This window comes from Rugamonas sp. GW822-FHT03B10, assembly GCF_058801745.1.
Map to the genome: position 1 here is coordinate 15,957 of NZ_JBXANP010000027.1, position 13,160 is coordinate 29,116.

At 63.9% G+C, this 13,160-nt stretch carries 16 protein-coding genes; all 16 read left to right on the top strand.

Going from position 1 to position 13,160, the window contains the following annotated elements; all coding sequences use genetic code 11:
* Window positions 1-27: 27 nt before the first annotated feature.
* The 16 genes from AC1RQG_RS25770 (at window position 28) to AC1RQG_RS25845 (ending at window position 13,155) form a co-directional block, all read left to right on the top strand.
* Window positions 28-498 (top strand): terminase small subunit-like protein, encoded by a 471-nt coding sequence (locus AC1RQG_RS25770; protein ID WP_493135929.1) that lies wholly within the window; start codon window positions 28-30, stop codon window positions 496-498.
* The gene (locus tag AC1RQG_RS25775; RefSeq protein WP_493135931.1) at window positions 491-2,080 is read left to right on the top strand and encodes a terminase; all 1,590 of its coding nucleotides are present in this window, start codon (window positions 491-493) and stop codon (window positions 2,078-2,080) included. The genes AC1RQG_RS25770 and AC1RQG_RS25775 overlap by 8 nt, the downstream gene beginning before the upstream one ends.
* Window positions 2,081-2,131: 51 nt before the next feature.
* Complete coding sequence (locus AC1RQG_RS25780; RefSeq protein ID WP_493135933.1) at window positions 2,132-2,374, top strand: hypothetical protein; 243 nt, start codon at window positions 2,132-2,134, stop codon at window positions 2,372-2,374.
* An 18-nt stretch (window positions 2,375-2,392) separates the two neighbouring features.
* Window positions 2,393-2,791 carry a hypothetical protein gene (locus AC1RQG_RS25785; RefSeq protein ID WP_493135935.1) on the top strand — a complete coding sequence of 133 codons (399 nt, stop codon included), beginning with the start codon at window positions 2,393-2,395 and terminating at the stop codon, window positions 2,789-2,791.
* Window positions 2,781-3,518, top strand: a complete 738-nt coding sequence (locus AC1RQG_RS25790; RefSeq protein ID WP_493135937.1) for a hypothetical protein — start codon at window positions 2,781-2,783, stop codon at window positions 3,516-3,518. The genes AC1RQG_RS25785 and AC1RQG_RS25790 overlap by 11 nt, the downstream gene beginning before the upstream one ends.
* Entirely contained in the window at window positions 3,518-5,197 is a 1,680-nt protein-coding gene (locus AC1RQG_RS25795) for a portal protein (RefSeq protein WP_493135939.1), read from the top strand. Before AC1RQG_RS25790 ends, AC1RQG_RS25795 begins: the two co-directional genes overlap by 1 nt.
* Window position 5,198: 1 nt before the next feature.
* On the top strand, window positions 5,199-5,963 hold the full coding sequence (locus tag AC1RQG_RS25800; protein ID WP_493135941.1) for a hypothetical protein: 765 nt from the start codon (window positions 5,199-5,201) through the stop codon (window positions 5,961-5,963).
* A gap of 4 nt (window positions 5,964-5,967) precedes the next feature.
* Window positions 5,968-6,291: a capsid staple protein gene (gp10, locus tag AC1RQG_RS25805; protein WP_493135943.1), complete on the top strand. Its 324-nt coding sequence runs from the start codon at window positions 5,968-5,970 to the stop codon at window positions 6,289-6,291.
* Window positions 6,292-6,331: 40 nt separating this feature from the next.
* Window positions 6,332-6,676 (top strand): Bbp19 family protein, encoded by a 345-nt coding sequence (locus tag AC1RQG_RS25810; RefSeq protein WP_493135945.1) that lies wholly within the window; start codon window positions 6,332-6,334, stop codon window positions 6,674-6,676.
* Window positions 6,630-7,310 carry a protease gene (locus AC1RQG_RS25815; protein WP_493135947.1) on the top strand — a complete coding sequence of 227 codons (681 nt, stop codon included), beginning with the start codon at window positions 6,630-6,632 and terminating at the stop codon, window positions 7,308-7,310. The genes AC1RQG_RS25810 and AC1RQG_RS25815 overlap by 47 nt, the downstream gene beginning before the upstream one ends.
* 3 nt (window positions 7,311-7,313) lie before the next feature.
* Complete coding sequence (locus tag AC1RQG_RS25820; protein ID WP_493135949.1) at window positions 7,314-8,336, top strand: major capsid protein; 1,023 nt, start codon at window positions 7,314-7,316, stop codon at window positions 8,334-8,336.
* 26 nt (window positions 8,337-8,362) lie between these two features.
* Window positions 8,363-8,830, top strand: a complete 468-nt coding sequence (locus tag AC1RQG_RS25825) for a Bbp16 family capsid cement protein (RefSeq protein WP_493135951.1) — start codon at window positions 8,363-8,365, stop codon at window positions 8,828-8,830.
* A gap of 12 nt (window positions 8,831-8,842) precedes the next feature.
* Window positions 8,843-9,109, top strand: coding sequence for a hypothetical protein (locus AC1RQG_RS25830; RefSeq protein WP_493135953.1), 267 nt, complete (start codon window positions 8,843-8,845; stop codon window positions 9,107-9,109).
* Between the two features lie 64 nt (window positions 9,110-9,173).
* Window positions 9,174-9,824 (top strand): phage connector family protein, encoded by a 651-nt coding sequence (locus AC1RQG_RS25835; protein WP_493135955.1) that lies wholly within the window; start codon window positions 9,174-9,176, stop codon window positions 9,822-9,824.
* Window positions 9,821-11,995 (top strand): phage tail protein, encoded by a 2,175-nt coding sequence (locus tag AC1RQG_RS25840; RefSeq protein WP_493135957.1) that lies wholly within the window; start codon window positions 9,821-9,823, stop codon window positions 11,993-11,995. The genes AC1RQG_RS25835 and AC1RQG_RS25840 overlap by 4 nt, the downstream gene beginning before the upstream one ends.
* Window positions 11,996-11,997: 2 nt before the next feature.
* Window positions 11,998-13,155, top strand: coding sequence for a hypothetical protein (locus AC1RQG_RS25845; RefSeq protein WP_493135959.1), 1,158 nt, complete (start codon window positions 11,998-12,000; stop codon window positions 13,153-13,155).
* The last annotated feature ends 5 nt before the right edge of the window (window positions 13,156-13,160 follow it).

Here is a 13,160-nt window from a genome sequence, read left to right on the forward strand (position 1 = left end):
CGAAAAAGCAAGCCTATTATCGGATTTATGGGACGAGTTACCACATACACGGACAAGATCGCCGCACAGATCTGCAACCGCATCGCAGAGGGTGAACCGCTGCGAGTTATCTGCCGTGAGAAGGGCATGCCGGCCTGGCGAACGGTGTACGGGTGGATGGAATCCGACCCCGATTTTGCCGCACGCATCGCGCACGCGCGCGAAATGGGCTTCGATGCCATTGCCGAGGACACCATCGAGATCATCGACAAGAAGCCGGCGCGGACTGAAACCCAGTTTGGGAGCAAGGTCGATGCGGGCGACGTCCAGTGGCAGAAAAACCGCGTCGAGCAGCGCCTGAAGCTGCTGGCCAAGTGGTCGCCCACCAAATACGGCGACCGCCAGGCCATCGACCTGAACGGCCGCCTGTCGGTCAGCGAGATGACGGACGAGGAAATCGCGGAAGAACTGGCGCAGCTCACCGGCGCCTTCTCGGCTAGCAAGGGGCAGGATGGCTGACCGTTCGAAGCTCTCCCGCGCGCTGGAGCTGGCGCGCGAGCTGCGCCGCCGACTGCCTTGGCGCCCGCTGCCCGGCCCGCAGACCATGGCCTACGAGTCGGAGGCCGACATCATCGGGTACGGCGGCGCCGCTGGCGGCGGCAAGACCGACCTGATCGCGGGCCTGGCCATCACGAAGCACAAGCGGGCTTTGATCGTGCGCCGCGAGAAGGCGCAGACCGAGGGCGTCATCCAGCGCCTGGGCGAGATCGTCGGCAACACGCTCGGCTTCAATGGCCAGAAGGCGATCTGGAAGGTTCCAGTCGGCACCGGCCCGCTGATCGAGTTCGGCGGCCTCGACATTCTGGGCGACGAGCGCCGCTGGCAGGGCCGCCCGCACGACCTGAAGGCATTCGATGAGGCCACCGAGCAGCGCGAGGCGCAGGTGCGCTTCATCATGGGCTGGACTCGAAGCCCGGACCCGAAGCAGAAATGCCGCGTGCTGATGACGTTCAACCCGCCCACCACGGCCGAGGGCCGCTGGGTGATCGCCTTCTTCGCGCCGTGGCTCGACCGGAACCACCCGAACCCGGCCAAGCCCGGCGAGCTGCGCTGGTTCACCACCATCGCGGGCAAGGACGTGGAGGTGCCGGATCGGCGCCCGTTCGTGCTCGCTGCCGACGGCAGCTACATCTACGACTTCGATCCCAAAGATCACCGCGCCGAGGACGTCATCGTGCCGAAGAGCCGCACGTTCATCCCCGCGCGCATCACCGACAACAGCTACTACATGGCGAGCGGCTACATGACGACACTGCAATCCCTTCCCGAGCCGCTGCGCTCGCAGATGCTGTACGGCGACTTCCAGGCGGGCATCAAGGATGACCCGTGGCAGGTCATCCCCACCGCTTGGGTGGAAGCCGCCATGGCGCGCTGGTCGCGGCCAGTCAAGCTTCCAGCGATGGACAGTATGGGCGTGGACGTCGCGCGCGGCGGCGCCGACCAGACCGAGCTGGCGCGCCGCCACGGCATGTGGTTCGATGAGCCGCTTTCGTACCCGGGCGCCGAAACGCCGAACGGGCCCGCCGTGGCTGGCCTGGTGATGGCCGCGATGCGCGACCGCGCGCCCATCCACATCGACGTGATCGGCGTCGGCTCCAGCCCCTACGACTTCCTCAGCGAGGCGCGCCAGCAGGTTCTGGGCATCAACGTGTCCGAGAAGTCCTTCGCCACCGACAAGTCCGGGCGCCTGGGCTTCTTCAACCAGCGCAGCGAATACTGGTGGAAGATGCGCGAGGCGCTGGACCCGGCCAACAACACGGGTATCTGCTTGCCGCCTTCGAAGGAGCTGCTGGCCGACCTGTGCGCGCCACGCTGGGAGCCGCGCGGCGCCGTGATCAAGGTCGAGGCCCGCGACGAGATCGTCAAGCGCCTCGGGCGCTCGCCGGACAAGGGCAGCGCCTACATCCTGGCGCTGATCGACACGCCGAAGCGCTCCGCCATGTTGCAGACGGTGGCGGGTATGATGCGCCATGGCGGCCACGACCCCTACTCAAACGGTTCCCAAGGTTGCGGCAATCGCGACTACGATCCGTACGCCTGAGCTGTGCGGCCGACTGGCGGCGCGGCTCTCCTTCAATTTCAGGAGATCACCATGACCGCCATGCGCGCCAAATTCATCATCAATCGTATCGAGAAATTCGGCTCCAGCGAGAAGCTGCACATGAACGCCGTCGCGAAGTCCGGCGCCTATCCGGTCGACGGCTCGGACGAGGACAACACCTACGCCAAGTTCAGCCCCGATGGCCAGCTGGGCATCCAGATCGCCAATCCGGCCCTGATCGGCAAGTTCGAAGTCGGCCAGAAGTACTACCTGGACTTCACCCCGGCCGAATAACGCGAGCGGGCGGCGGCGGTGAGCAATCTGCGCGAGTGGCTGGTAAAGCGGCGTGGCAAATTCTACGAAGGAGCGGCGCTGCAGGAGGCCGTTGACGCCTTCTTGGCCATGGTCGATGGCGGCGCAGTGGTGCACGAGCACCCCGGTGCGATCATCGTCCTGGAGCACATCACGGAGGTGGACGGCTATCCCGCCCCGCCCGGCATTGTTCGCGCTTGGCTGCTGTTCGACCGCTTCACGAAGGCCACGGTGACCGCCATGCAGACGGTCACCCGCGAGTTTTCCGGGCGCGCCATCGTCGCCGAAACCCACGACCCACGCATGTGCGAACTTCTTGCCAAGATCGGATTTGTGCTCATCTACCACGACGGGCAGGACTACTACCTGATTCACAAAGGAGCCAGCCATGGGCTGTAGTTTCGTTTCCGGCGTCCAGCACACGCTGGGCAACATCGCTTCCAACCCGCTTGCGGGTGCTGCGCTCGGCGCCGGCCTTGCTTTCCTCACCGGCGGCACATCTCTCGCGGTAGGTGCTGGCCTTGGCGGGGCGGCAAGCACTGTGCTGGGCGCCCAGCGCCAAGCCGCTGACGCCCTCGACGAGCAGAAGAACGCCGACGCCGCCGCCCAAAAGACCGCGCAGGACTCGCTCGAGTTGCAGCAGCAGTCGATCGACAACGCCAAGGCGGCGGCGCAGGCCCAGATGGAGCAACAGAAGGCGGCCGACCAGGCGAAGATCGACCAGGCGAATGCCGCACTGCTGGAGCAGAAGAACGAATTTGCAACGACGCAGGCCACCCAACAGAAACAATTCCAAGACTCGCTCGCCTCGTCCGCCGCGCAGTTCCAGCAGCAGCTGACTGAGAAGCAGGCTTCGGACGCGGCGTCCCTCGCGATCGCGCAATCCGCAGCGGCGCAGCAAAAGGCGTCTATGGACGCGCAGGTGATGGCCGCACAAAGGTTGTACCAGCAGCAGGAGGAGCAGATCAATCGCGCGAACCAGAAGGCGCCCGACACCGCCGCAATTACCGGCAACAACCTGCAGCAGGCCAAGTCGGGCCAGTCCGGCACCATGCTGACTGGTGCGGGTGGTGTTGACCTGTCGGCGCTGATGCTGGGCAAGAACACGTTGCTGGGCGGTGGCTGATGAGCGAATTCCGCCGCCAAGATCTTCTCACGCGCTACGGCATGCTCCAGACGGAGCGCGCCAGCTGGTACGGTCACTGGAAAGAGATCTCGATGTACCTGCTGCCGCGCTCCGGGCGCTTCACGCTGCAGGACCGCAATCGTGGGCAGAAGCGCCACAACGCGATCTACGACAACACCGGCACGCGCGCGCTGCGCGTGCTGGCCGCCGGCATGATGTCCGGGATGACGTCGCCCGCGCGTCCGTGGTTCCGCCTGACGGTGGAAGACCCTGAGCTGGCGAAGTCGGGCCCGGTGAAAATCTGGCTGGACCAGGCCACCAACATCATGCGCCAGGTGTTCGGCAAGTCGAACACCTACCGCGCGTTCCATTCCATGTACGAGGAACTGGGCGCGTTCGGCACGGCCACGTCCATTATCATGGATGACTTCAGCGATGTGATCCGCCACTACCCGGTTCCGACGGGCGAATACTGCCTGGCGACCAACTATCGCGGCGAGGTCAACACCATCTACCGCGAATTTCAGAAGACCGTGGCGGAGCTGGTGGGCGAGTTCGGGCGCGACAAGTGCAGCACCGCCGTGCAGAACATGTACGACCGTGGCCAGCTGGACAGCTGGGTGACGATCGTACACGCCATCGAGCCGCGCGCCGACCGCGACCCGAGCAAGCGCGACAACAAGAACATGCCATGGCGCTCGGTGTATTTCGAGATCGGCGGCAACCCCGACGTCTTCCTGCGGGAATCCGGCTTCCAGAATTTCCCGGCACTGACGCCGCGCTGGAATGCCAATTCGGGCGACATCTATGGCAACAGCCCGGGTATGGAGGCGCTGGGCGACATCAAGCAGCTTCAGCAGGAGCAGCTGCGCAAGGGGCAGGGCATCGACTACATGACGAAGCCTCCCCTGCAAGTTCCGGCCTCTCTGAAGAACCGCGACGTGGACACGCTGCCCGGCGGCATCACGTACATCGACACCAGTGTGAATGCAGGCATCCGCACCCAGTTTGAGGTGAAGATCGATTTGAATCACCTGCTGGCCGACATCCAAGACGTGCGCGGCCGCATCAACTCCTCGTTCTACGCCGACATGTTCCTGATGCTTGCCAACGGCAACGATCCGAAGATGACCGCAACCGAAGTCGCGGAGCGGCACGAGGAAAAGCTGCTGATGCTCGGCCCTGTGCTGGAACGCCTGCACAACGAAATGCTGGACCCGATCATCGACATCACCTTTGCCCGCATGCTGGCCGCCGGCGTGGTGCCCGCACCGCCGCCTGAGCTGCAAGGGCAAGACTTGAAGGTCGAGTATATGAGCATGCTGGCGCAGGCCCAGCGCGCCATCGGGACAAACGGCGTGGACCGCTTCGTGGGCAACATGGGCATGATCGCCCAGTACAAGCCCGACGTGCTGGATAAGTTCGATTCCGACTACTGGGCGGACGCCTACGCCGATATGTTGGGGATCGATCCGCAGCTGATCAAGCCGGGCGACCAGGTCGCATTGATCCGTCAGCAGCGCGCGCAATCGCAGGCCCAGCAGCAGGCCGCAGAGCAGGCCCCCCAGCAGGCGCAGGCCGCCCAGGCCATGAGCCAGGTCGATCCCAACCAGCTGCGCGACGTGATGAGCATGTTCTCCGGCTACAGCACCCCACAACAAACGCAAACAGGAGTCTGAAATGGCATCCCGCTTCTCGAAGGGTCCGAACGACCAGTTGATTGATCCAATCTCGGGCCGCCCGGTCGGATTCCGAGACCAGGCAGGGAACGAGTACATCGTCCCAACCGTGATTGCGCAGAGCGCCGTCCCCATCATCCTGCTGTCGTCCGCGACAAACATCAGTGCCACGGGCGCCATTACCGGGCTGACCGCGTTGCCCTATGTCCCTTCTGGCGTGGTGCGCGTCTACTGCTACGCGCAACCCGGACTCGCCGCCGGCCTCTACTTCGCCACGTTCAGCAGTGCTTCCGCATGCCAGCTGTATATCGATGCAGCGTGCACCATCACTCCGGCGGGGATTACGCCCGGTGCCTATGCCTCCGCGACCACGACATACGCTCCGCTGACGCAGGTCTTGGTCCCCGGTGGTGTCATGGGGCCAAATGGTGCGCTGCGGATCACGTATCTCACAGGGAGGAATGCAGGAGGAACCTCGGCGGTCAACCATGGTGCGTTCATTTCAGGCAGTGATATATCCAGCTTCAGCGCCCAATCCGTTGCCAACGTGCAAGGCGGGTTGTTCAAAACGTTGCGAAATCGTGGCGTACAAAACCTGCAAGTATGTACCGACTTCGCGAACGATGGGGGTGGCGGGACGCTTGCCCCTTCGCGCTTTAGCTTCGACATGAGTGTCGACAAATTCGTCCAGATCACCGGTACCCTGGTGACCGCGACTGATTGTCTGATCATCGAAGGCTACACCATTGAAGTTCTCCCGGGATAACGCCATGGCCCTGATCAACATGATGCAATCGGCTGAAGAAGCCAAAGAATCCAACGGCTGCAGCGCCCCCGATGCGAGCGACGCGCCGCGCTATCCCTGGGGCCTGGAGCTTTCGCTCAACGAAGAAGACTTGGCCAAGCTGGGGATCACCACACCGCCCGCGCCTGGCGCCGAAATGATGATCACGGCCAAGGTGCTGGTCACGTCGGCCAGCCAGCGGCAGACGCAGGGTGGCGAGGCCGAAATGTCCAGCTGCTGGCAGATCACCGACATGGAAATTTCGCCCACCGAGCGGCCGGACCCGGCGCAAGTCCTCTACGGCCAATAACGGTTCCCAAGGCTGGAATCTTTCGAGCGATGATCCGCGCATGAATCATCACGACCCTTCTGATATCGACGGAAATGAGCAGACGCAGCGCGAGCGGCAAAAGCAGCTCCGCAGCGCGGCCTACTTGGAAGACGACGATATGAAGTGGCTGATGGGATCGAAGCGCGGCCGCCGCATCATGTGGCGCCTTCTCGATCGTGCCGGGGTGTATCGCAGCAGCTTCACCGGCAATTCAGAAACGTACTTCCGCGAGGGGGAGCGCAACGTCGGGTTGATGCTGTTGAAGCAGATCCTTCGTGCCTGCCCTGATTCCTTCACGCAGATGATGAAAGACCAGAATGAGCGAAGCAGCTCCGACTCCAGCAGCGCCGCCGGCACCAACTGACACTGCGCCGGCCGCACCGCCAGCAGCGGCACCCGCGCCAGCACCAGCACCAGCACCGGCCGCCGCGCCAGCGCCAGAAGCTGCCGCGCAGGCACCTGCCAATGCAACCGCAGCCAATCCGGGCACCGCGCCCACCGATGGCGGCGAACAGCAGCAACAGCAGTCCCAGTCCAAGGCACCGGAAAGCTATCAGTTCAAGGCCCCTGAAGGCTATGCGCTGGATAACGCCATTACCGGCGAATTTTCCACCCTCGCGAAGGAAATGAACCTGAGCCAGGAGCAGGCGCAGAAGCTGCTCGACCTCGACATCAAGCGCGGTCAGGAAGCGGCGGCGGTGGCCAAGGCTGAGCGCGATGGCTGGATTCAATCCCTGCCGAACGACAAGGAAATCGGCGGCGCCAAGTTCCAGGAGAACATCGCCATCGCCCGAAAGGCCATGGACGCCTTCGGCACGCCGGAACTGCGGGAGCTGCTGGACAAAACGCAGCTGGGCAACCATCCGGAATTGGTCCGGGCGTTTTATCGCGCCGGCCTGCAGATCAGCCAGGACAACCGCTTTGTCGCGGGTGGTACCGGCAACCTGCCAGTGAAACGCGACCCAGCAACCACCCTGTACAAAAACCAAGGAGCGTAAAACATGGCAACCAACCAATCCAACTTCCTGACCCTGGCGGACTGGGCGAAACGCCTGGATCCCGACGGCTCGGTCCCGACCGTCGTCGAACTGCTGTCCCAGACCAACGAGATTCTGGAAGACGCCATTTTCGCCGAGGGCAACCTCCCGACTGGCCACCGCGTCACCATCCGCACCGGCCTGCCGACCGTCTACTGGCGCTCGATCAACCAGGGCGTGCCGCGCTCGAAGTCGCTCACTGCGCAGGTGGACGAATCCTGCGGCCTGCTGGAAGCCTACAGCGCGGTCGACAAGGACCTGGCCCTGCTGAACGGCAACACCGCTGAATTCCGCCTGTCGGAAGACTCCGCGTTCATCGAAGCCATGAACCAGGCGCAAGCCCAAACGCTGTTCTACGGCAATCCCGCGACCGATCCGCGCCAGTATCTGGGCCTGGCTGCCCGCTACGGCGCCATCTCCGGCGCCGGCAACGCGCAGAACATCCTGGACGCTGGCGGCACCGGTTCGAACAACACCTCGATCTGGCTGGCGGTGTGGGGCAAGAACACCATTTTCTGCCCGTTCCCGAAAGGTTCGAAGGCTGGCCTCCAGCATACCGACCAGGGCGAGCTGGTCGTCTACGATGCGAACCAGAACCCTTACCAGGCTTTCCAGTCGCACTACCAGTGGAAGAACGGCCTGGTGCTGAAGGACTGGCGCTACGTGGTCCGCATCTGCAACATCAACGTGACCGACCTGGCCACCCAAGCCAACACCCAGGCGGCCGGCGCCGCCACTGCCATCATCAACATGATGTCCCGCGCGCTGGACCGCATCCCGAATCTGGCGATGGGCAAGGCGGCCTTCTATATGAACCGCACGGTGTTCTCGATGCTGCGCATCGCCGCCCTGAACAAATCCAACAACGCGCTCTCGATCACGGAAGCGATGTCCCAGTTCGGCACCCCGCAGAAGTGGCTGACCTTCCTGGGCGTGCCGATGCGCAAGGTCGATCAGCTGCTCAACACCGAAGCGCGCGTCGTTTAAGCGCCTACACCTGAAAGGAACTGACCATGTACGTCGACAACAACCTGATCGTCTCCGGCGGCGTCACCGCTGCGGGCGTCGTCTCCTTCCAGACGGTGACTGGCGCCTCTGCCGTCCTGTCGTCCAACACCATCGATCTGGGCACCAACCGCGACATCGGCGGCGGCAGTGACCTGGTTAAACTGCGCGCGCTGATCGGCACGGCGTTCGCCGGCTTGACCTCGCTGACCATGGACATCATCGCCGCAGACGACGCGGCGCTGTCCTCCAACGTCACCGTGATCGGCTCCACCGGCGCAGTGCCGGTGGCCAGCCTGTCTGCCGGCGCGCGCCTCGAGGCGGAGATCAATACCCGCATCCTGTCCAAGGGCCAGCGTTACCTGGGCGTCCGCTATACGCCGGCCGGTACCGGTACGGCGGGCACGGTGTTCGCGGACTTCGGCGACGGCATCGAAGACTTCAAGACCTACCCGGTCGGCTTCGCCGTCGTGTAAGGAGGGTGAATCATGCCTAAATACCTGATCAACGAACTGTCCTTCATCGACAACAAGCTGGTCCAGCCCGGCACCGAGATCGACAGCGACGAAACGCCGGCGCCGCACTGGACGGCGCTGGACAAGCCCGCGAAGAAGGCTGCGGAAGCCGAAGCCGCAGCCGAAGCGGAACGCCAGAAGGCGGCCGAGGCTGATGCAGCCGCCAAGGCGCTGCAGGACAACCCTGCCAACCTGACCCCGGCGCCGCCGCAGGAAATCGCCGCGTTGCCCGCCGAGTAAGGCGGCATCCATCCATGTGACCTGAGATGGGCTTCGCGCCCCTCTCATTTTGAAGCACTACGCCATGTCCACCGACGTCGATATCTGCAACCTCGCGCTGGCCCGCCTTGGCGATGAAGCCACGGTATCCGCAATCGATCCGCCTGACGGATCCGCGCAGGCGACCCACTGCGCACGGTTCTACCCGATGGCGCTCAGCACGATCCTGGACTACAGCTTTTGGTCGTTCGCCACCACGCGCGGCGCTCTGAACCAGCTTTCGGTCACGCCGAAGTCAGGCTGGCTGTACGCGTACGCGCAGCCCAGCACTGCCATGAATATCGTGGCACTGTTCCTTACCGGCTCGATCAACGACTCCAATCCTCAGGATTTTGAATGTGAGGTCCTCGAAGACGGGACTCCGGTCATTTACGCGAACATCCTGGATCCGATCTGCATGTACACCCTTCGTACGGTCGACGCGGCGCGCTTCCAGCCGATGTTCACCGAGGCCCTGGTGCTGCTGCTGATGTCCTTTCTCGCCGGCCCGATCCTCAAGGGCAACGAAGGCATCAAGATGTCGCAGAACTGCTACCAGACCTATGCTGTCATCGTGGCCCGCGCCGCAGCTTCGGACGCCCAGCAGCGCAAGGTCGAGGTTGTCCACAAGCCAGATTTTCTTGCTATCCGCGACATGCTGCCGCAGCAGACCGACCTGGGAGGTTGGCCACGATGAGTGTGCGCACGCTGCAACGCTCGTTCAGCGGTGGTGAGGTAACGCCGGAATTCTGGTCCCGCATCGATGATGCCCGGTACCAGTCCGGCCTTGCCGTTTGCCGCAACTTCCTGATCAAGCCGCAGGGTGCTGCGGAAAACCGCCCTGGCACGCAGTTCGACCATGAGGTCAAGAATTCGGCCAACGCGACACGGGTGATCCCATTCACGTACAGCACCAGCCAGACCATGGTGCTGGAACTTGGCGCGGGCTACTTCCGATTCCATACCATTGGCGCGGTCTTGCTGGCGGGCGCGCAGGCTGCCTACTCCGCGGCGACCGCCTACACCCAGGGCGACATGTGCAGCAGCGCCGGGACGACCTACTACTGCATCAAGCCGACGACGGGCAATGCCCCGCCGAATGCCACGTACTGGTACCCGCTCCCGGCCACCGGGGAATACGAGATCCCAAATCCGTACGCCGCCGCAGACCTGATGGATATCCACTACGTCCAGTCCGCCGACGTCCTCACGCTGACCCACACCGGCTACCCTGTGATGGAGCTGCGCCGCCAGGGCGCGACCAGGTGGGTATTGACGCCGCCTGCATTCCAGTCCAGCCTCCTTCCGCCAGCGGGCGTCACTGCGACGCCAAGCGGCGGCACCGGCTATTCGTTCGACTACCGCGTGACGAGCGTTGGCGCGCTCAATACGGACGAGTCGCTGGTATCGCTCAGCGCCACGTGTACGGGAAACCTGTTTGCCACCGGGAACACAAACACGATCAGCTGGACGGCAGCGGCCGGCGCCAGCCGGTACTTCGTCTACAAGAAGTCTGCCGGCCTGTGGGGCTACATCGGCCAGACCGACTCGACCAGCTTTGTGGACGACAACATCGCGGCGGACATGAGCCGCACGCCGCCGATCGCGCAGCCGCTGTTCGCTGCCGCGGGCGACTACCCGGGGGCCGTCAGTTACTTCGAGCAGCGCCGCTGCTTCGCCGGGACGCTCAACAAGCCGCAGAACCTGTGGATGACGAAAAGCGGTACCGAGAGCAACATGAACTACTGCCTGCCGATCCGCGACGACGACAGCATCCAGTTCCGTGTGGCCGCGCGCGAAGCCAACACCATCCGCCACATCGTGCCCCTGACTTCGCTGGTGCTCCTGACTTCGGGCGCCGAGTGGCGCGTCACGTCGGTCAACAGCGATGCGGTCACCCCGTCGACGGTCTCCGTGATCCCGCAGAGCTACGTCGGCGCCTCCATGGTGCAGCCGGCCATCATCGCCAACAACATCGTCTACGTCGCCGCTCGAGGCGGCCATGTGCGCGAGATGGCCTACCAGTACCAGGCAAACGGCTATGTGACTGGCGACCTGTGCCTGCGCGCGCCGCACCTGTTCGACACCTTCGACATCAAGGATATGGCCTACCGCAAGGCGCCATACCCCATCATCTGGTGCGTCAGCAGCAGCGGCAAGCTGCTGGGCCTGACCTATATCCCCGAGCAGCAGATCGGGGCTTGGCACCAGCACGACACCGATGGTGTATTCGAATCGTGCTGCGTGGTAGCCGAGGGCGCGGAAGATGTGCTCTACGTGGTGGTGCGGCGCACCATCAACGGCGCGACCAAGCGCTATATCGAGTGCCTGCACACGCGGCAATTCGCAACGCCAGCAGACGCATTTTTCGTGGACTGCGGCCTGACCTATTCCGGCACGCCGACGACGACTATTTCCGGCCTCGGCCACTTGGAGGGGAAAACCGTCAGTGTGTTGGGCGATGGGGCTGTGATGCCCGCCTGTGTCGTCACCGGTGGCGCGATCACGCTGCCGCAGCCAGTCAGCAAGGCGCAGATCGGCCTGCCCATCACCGCTGATCTGCAGACCTTGCCGGTTGCTATCGACATGATGGGCTACGGTCAGGGCCGGCCAAAAAATGTGAACCGTGTCTGGCTGCGCGTATACCAATCCGGCGGCATCTTTGCCGGCCCGAGTTTTACCAAGATGACGGAATTCAAACAGCGAACGACAGAGGCCTGGGGCAGCGCGCCGTCGCTCAAGACCGACGAGGTCGAGATCGACATTCCGCAGTCCTGGAGCGCGAACGGGCAGGTATCCGTGCGCCAGAGTGCGCCGCTGCCGTTGACCGTCACCGGCATGTCGCTCGACGTCGTTTTAGGAGGATAACAATGGCCGCCGCTGCACCATCAACACCACTATTCGCAGGCCTCCAGATCCTGGGCGCATGGGCTTCGGCAAACGGCGCGCGCGCCGCGGCGGCCGCCCAGAAGGAAGCCATCTCTTCGCAGGCCCAGCTGGAGCTGATCAATGCCCGCTCCAGTGCCATTTCGATGAACGGCCAGGCCGACATCGACCTGATCAACACCAAGTCTGCGTTGGAAAGCAAGTCCTTCGATGCGGAGCTCAACCAGGCGAACACGGACGCCCAGGCGTTCTCCAACGAGGCCAACGCCTCGCTGAACCTGCAGCAGACCGAGCACACCGCCGCCATGGGCACCTTTCGCGCGGAGAACCAGGCTGCGGCGGGAGTGGAAGGGGCGCAGGCCCAGGCTGCTGCTGACAGCATCCGCGCCGGGAGTCAGGCCGAAAGCCTGCGCGCCGGCGCGGCGATGGACAACCTGAATGCGGGCCTGTACGAGATGCAGGCCCAGTCGGCGCTGCTGCACGGCCAGTACCAGGAGCAGGACACCCGCATGCAGTACGCCCAGGCCAAGAGCCACGCCATCACCACCATGGCACGAGGCGGTGTCGACATGAGCGAAGGCACATCCCTGATGGTGCGCACTGGCATCGACGTCATGGCAGAACGGGCCGCCATCGAAGTGCAGCAGAGCGCGCTGACAGCCGCCTTCGGCGCGCGCGCGCAGGAGGCCGGCGCCATGGTGAGCGCGGCATCCAAGAGCACGCAGGCCGATTCGCTGGTGTCGATGTCGAAGCTCAGCAGCAGCCTGAACATGGACGCCGCGCGCTTCTCCGGCGAGCGCGCCGTTGCGGACGCTGAGCTGTCTGGCGGCCAGGCCGTGTCGACCGCGAAGATGAACAGCGCGCTGACCGCGATCAGCGACAGCTACCAGCAGAAGCTGGCCGGCGCGCAAACCGACTGGACGACTGCGATGGTCAAGGCCGGGCTGGCAAGCGCGGAAGCGACCGCCGCCTACAAGAAAACGATGGCCCAGATCGGCCTCAATAACGCCAGTGCGGCCTTCAAGGTCAAGATGGCCGGCGCCGACGGCATCTCGCCATCCGCCGCATTCAACAACTCGCTGCTGGGCAGCGCCGGGCAGGTCGCCGGCAGCTGGTACCAGTATGGAAAATCCACCGGTTAAACGCC

Excerpts from the sequence above, each read along its gene's own strand:
- AC1RQG_RS25845 (WP_493135959.1), top strand. The coding sequence starts at position 11,998 with ATGGCCGCCGCTGCACCATCAACACCACTATTCGCAGGCCTCCAGATC.
- AC1RQG_RS25835 (WP_493135955.1), top strand. The coding sequence starts at position 9,174 with ATGTCCACCGACGTCGATATCTGCAACCTCGCGCTGGCCCGCCTTGGC.
- AC1RQG_RS25815 (WP_493135947.1), top strand. The coding sequence starts at position 6,630 with ATGAGCGAAGCAGCTCCGACTCCAGCAGCGCCGCCGGCACCAACTGAC.
- AC1RQG_RS25825 (WP_493135951.1), top strand. The coding sequence starts at position 8,363 with ATGTACGTCGACAACAACCTGATCGTCTCCGGCGGCGTCACCGCTGCG.
- AC1RQG_RS25810 (WP_493135945.1), top strand. The coding sequence starts at position 6,332 with ATGAATCATCACGACCCTTCTGATATCGACGGAAATGAGCAGACGCAG.
- gp10 (WP_493135943.1), top strand. The coding sequence starts at position 5,968 with ATGGCCCTGATCAACATGATGCAATCGGCTGAAGAAGCCAAAGAATCC.
- AC1RQG_RS25840 (WP_493135957.1), top strand. The coding sequence starts at position 9,821 with ATGAGTGTGCGCACGCTGCAACGCTCGTTCAGCGGTGGTGAGGTAACG.
- AC1RQG_RS25800 (WP_493135941.1), top strand. The coding sequence starts at position 5,199 with ATGGCATCCCGCTTCTCGAAGGGTCCGAACGACCAGTTGATTGATCCA.
- AC1RQG_RS25780 (WP_493135933.1), top strand. The coding sequence starts at position 2,132 with ATGACCGCCATGCGCGCCAAATTCATCATCAATCGTATCGAGAAATTC.
- AC1RQG_RS25770 (WP_493135929.1), top strand. The coding sequence starts at position 28 with ATGGGACGAGTTACCACATACACGGACAAGATCGCCGCACAGATCTGC.
- AC1RQG_RS25830 (WP_493135953.1), top strand. The coding sequence starts at position 8,843 with ATGCCTAAATACCTGATCAACGAACTGTCCTTCATCGACAACAAGCTG.
- AC1RQG_RS25775 (WP_493135931.1), top strand. The coding sequence starts at position 491 with ATGGCTGACCGTTCGAAGCTCTCCCGCGCGCTGGAGCTGGCGCGCGAG.
- AC1RQG_RS25820 (WP_493135949.1), top strand. The coding sequence starts at position 7,314 with ATGGCAACCAACCAATCCAACTTCCTGACCCTGGCGGACTGGGCGAAA.
- AC1RQG_RS25795 (WP_493135939.1), top strand. The coding sequence starts at position 3,518 with ATGAGCGAATTCCGCCGCCAAGATCTTCTCACGCGCTACGGCATGCTC.
- AC1RQG_RS25790 (WP_493135937.1), top strand. The coding sequence starts at position 2,781 with ATGGGCTGTAGTTTCGTTTCCGGCGTCCAGCACACGCTGGGCAACATC.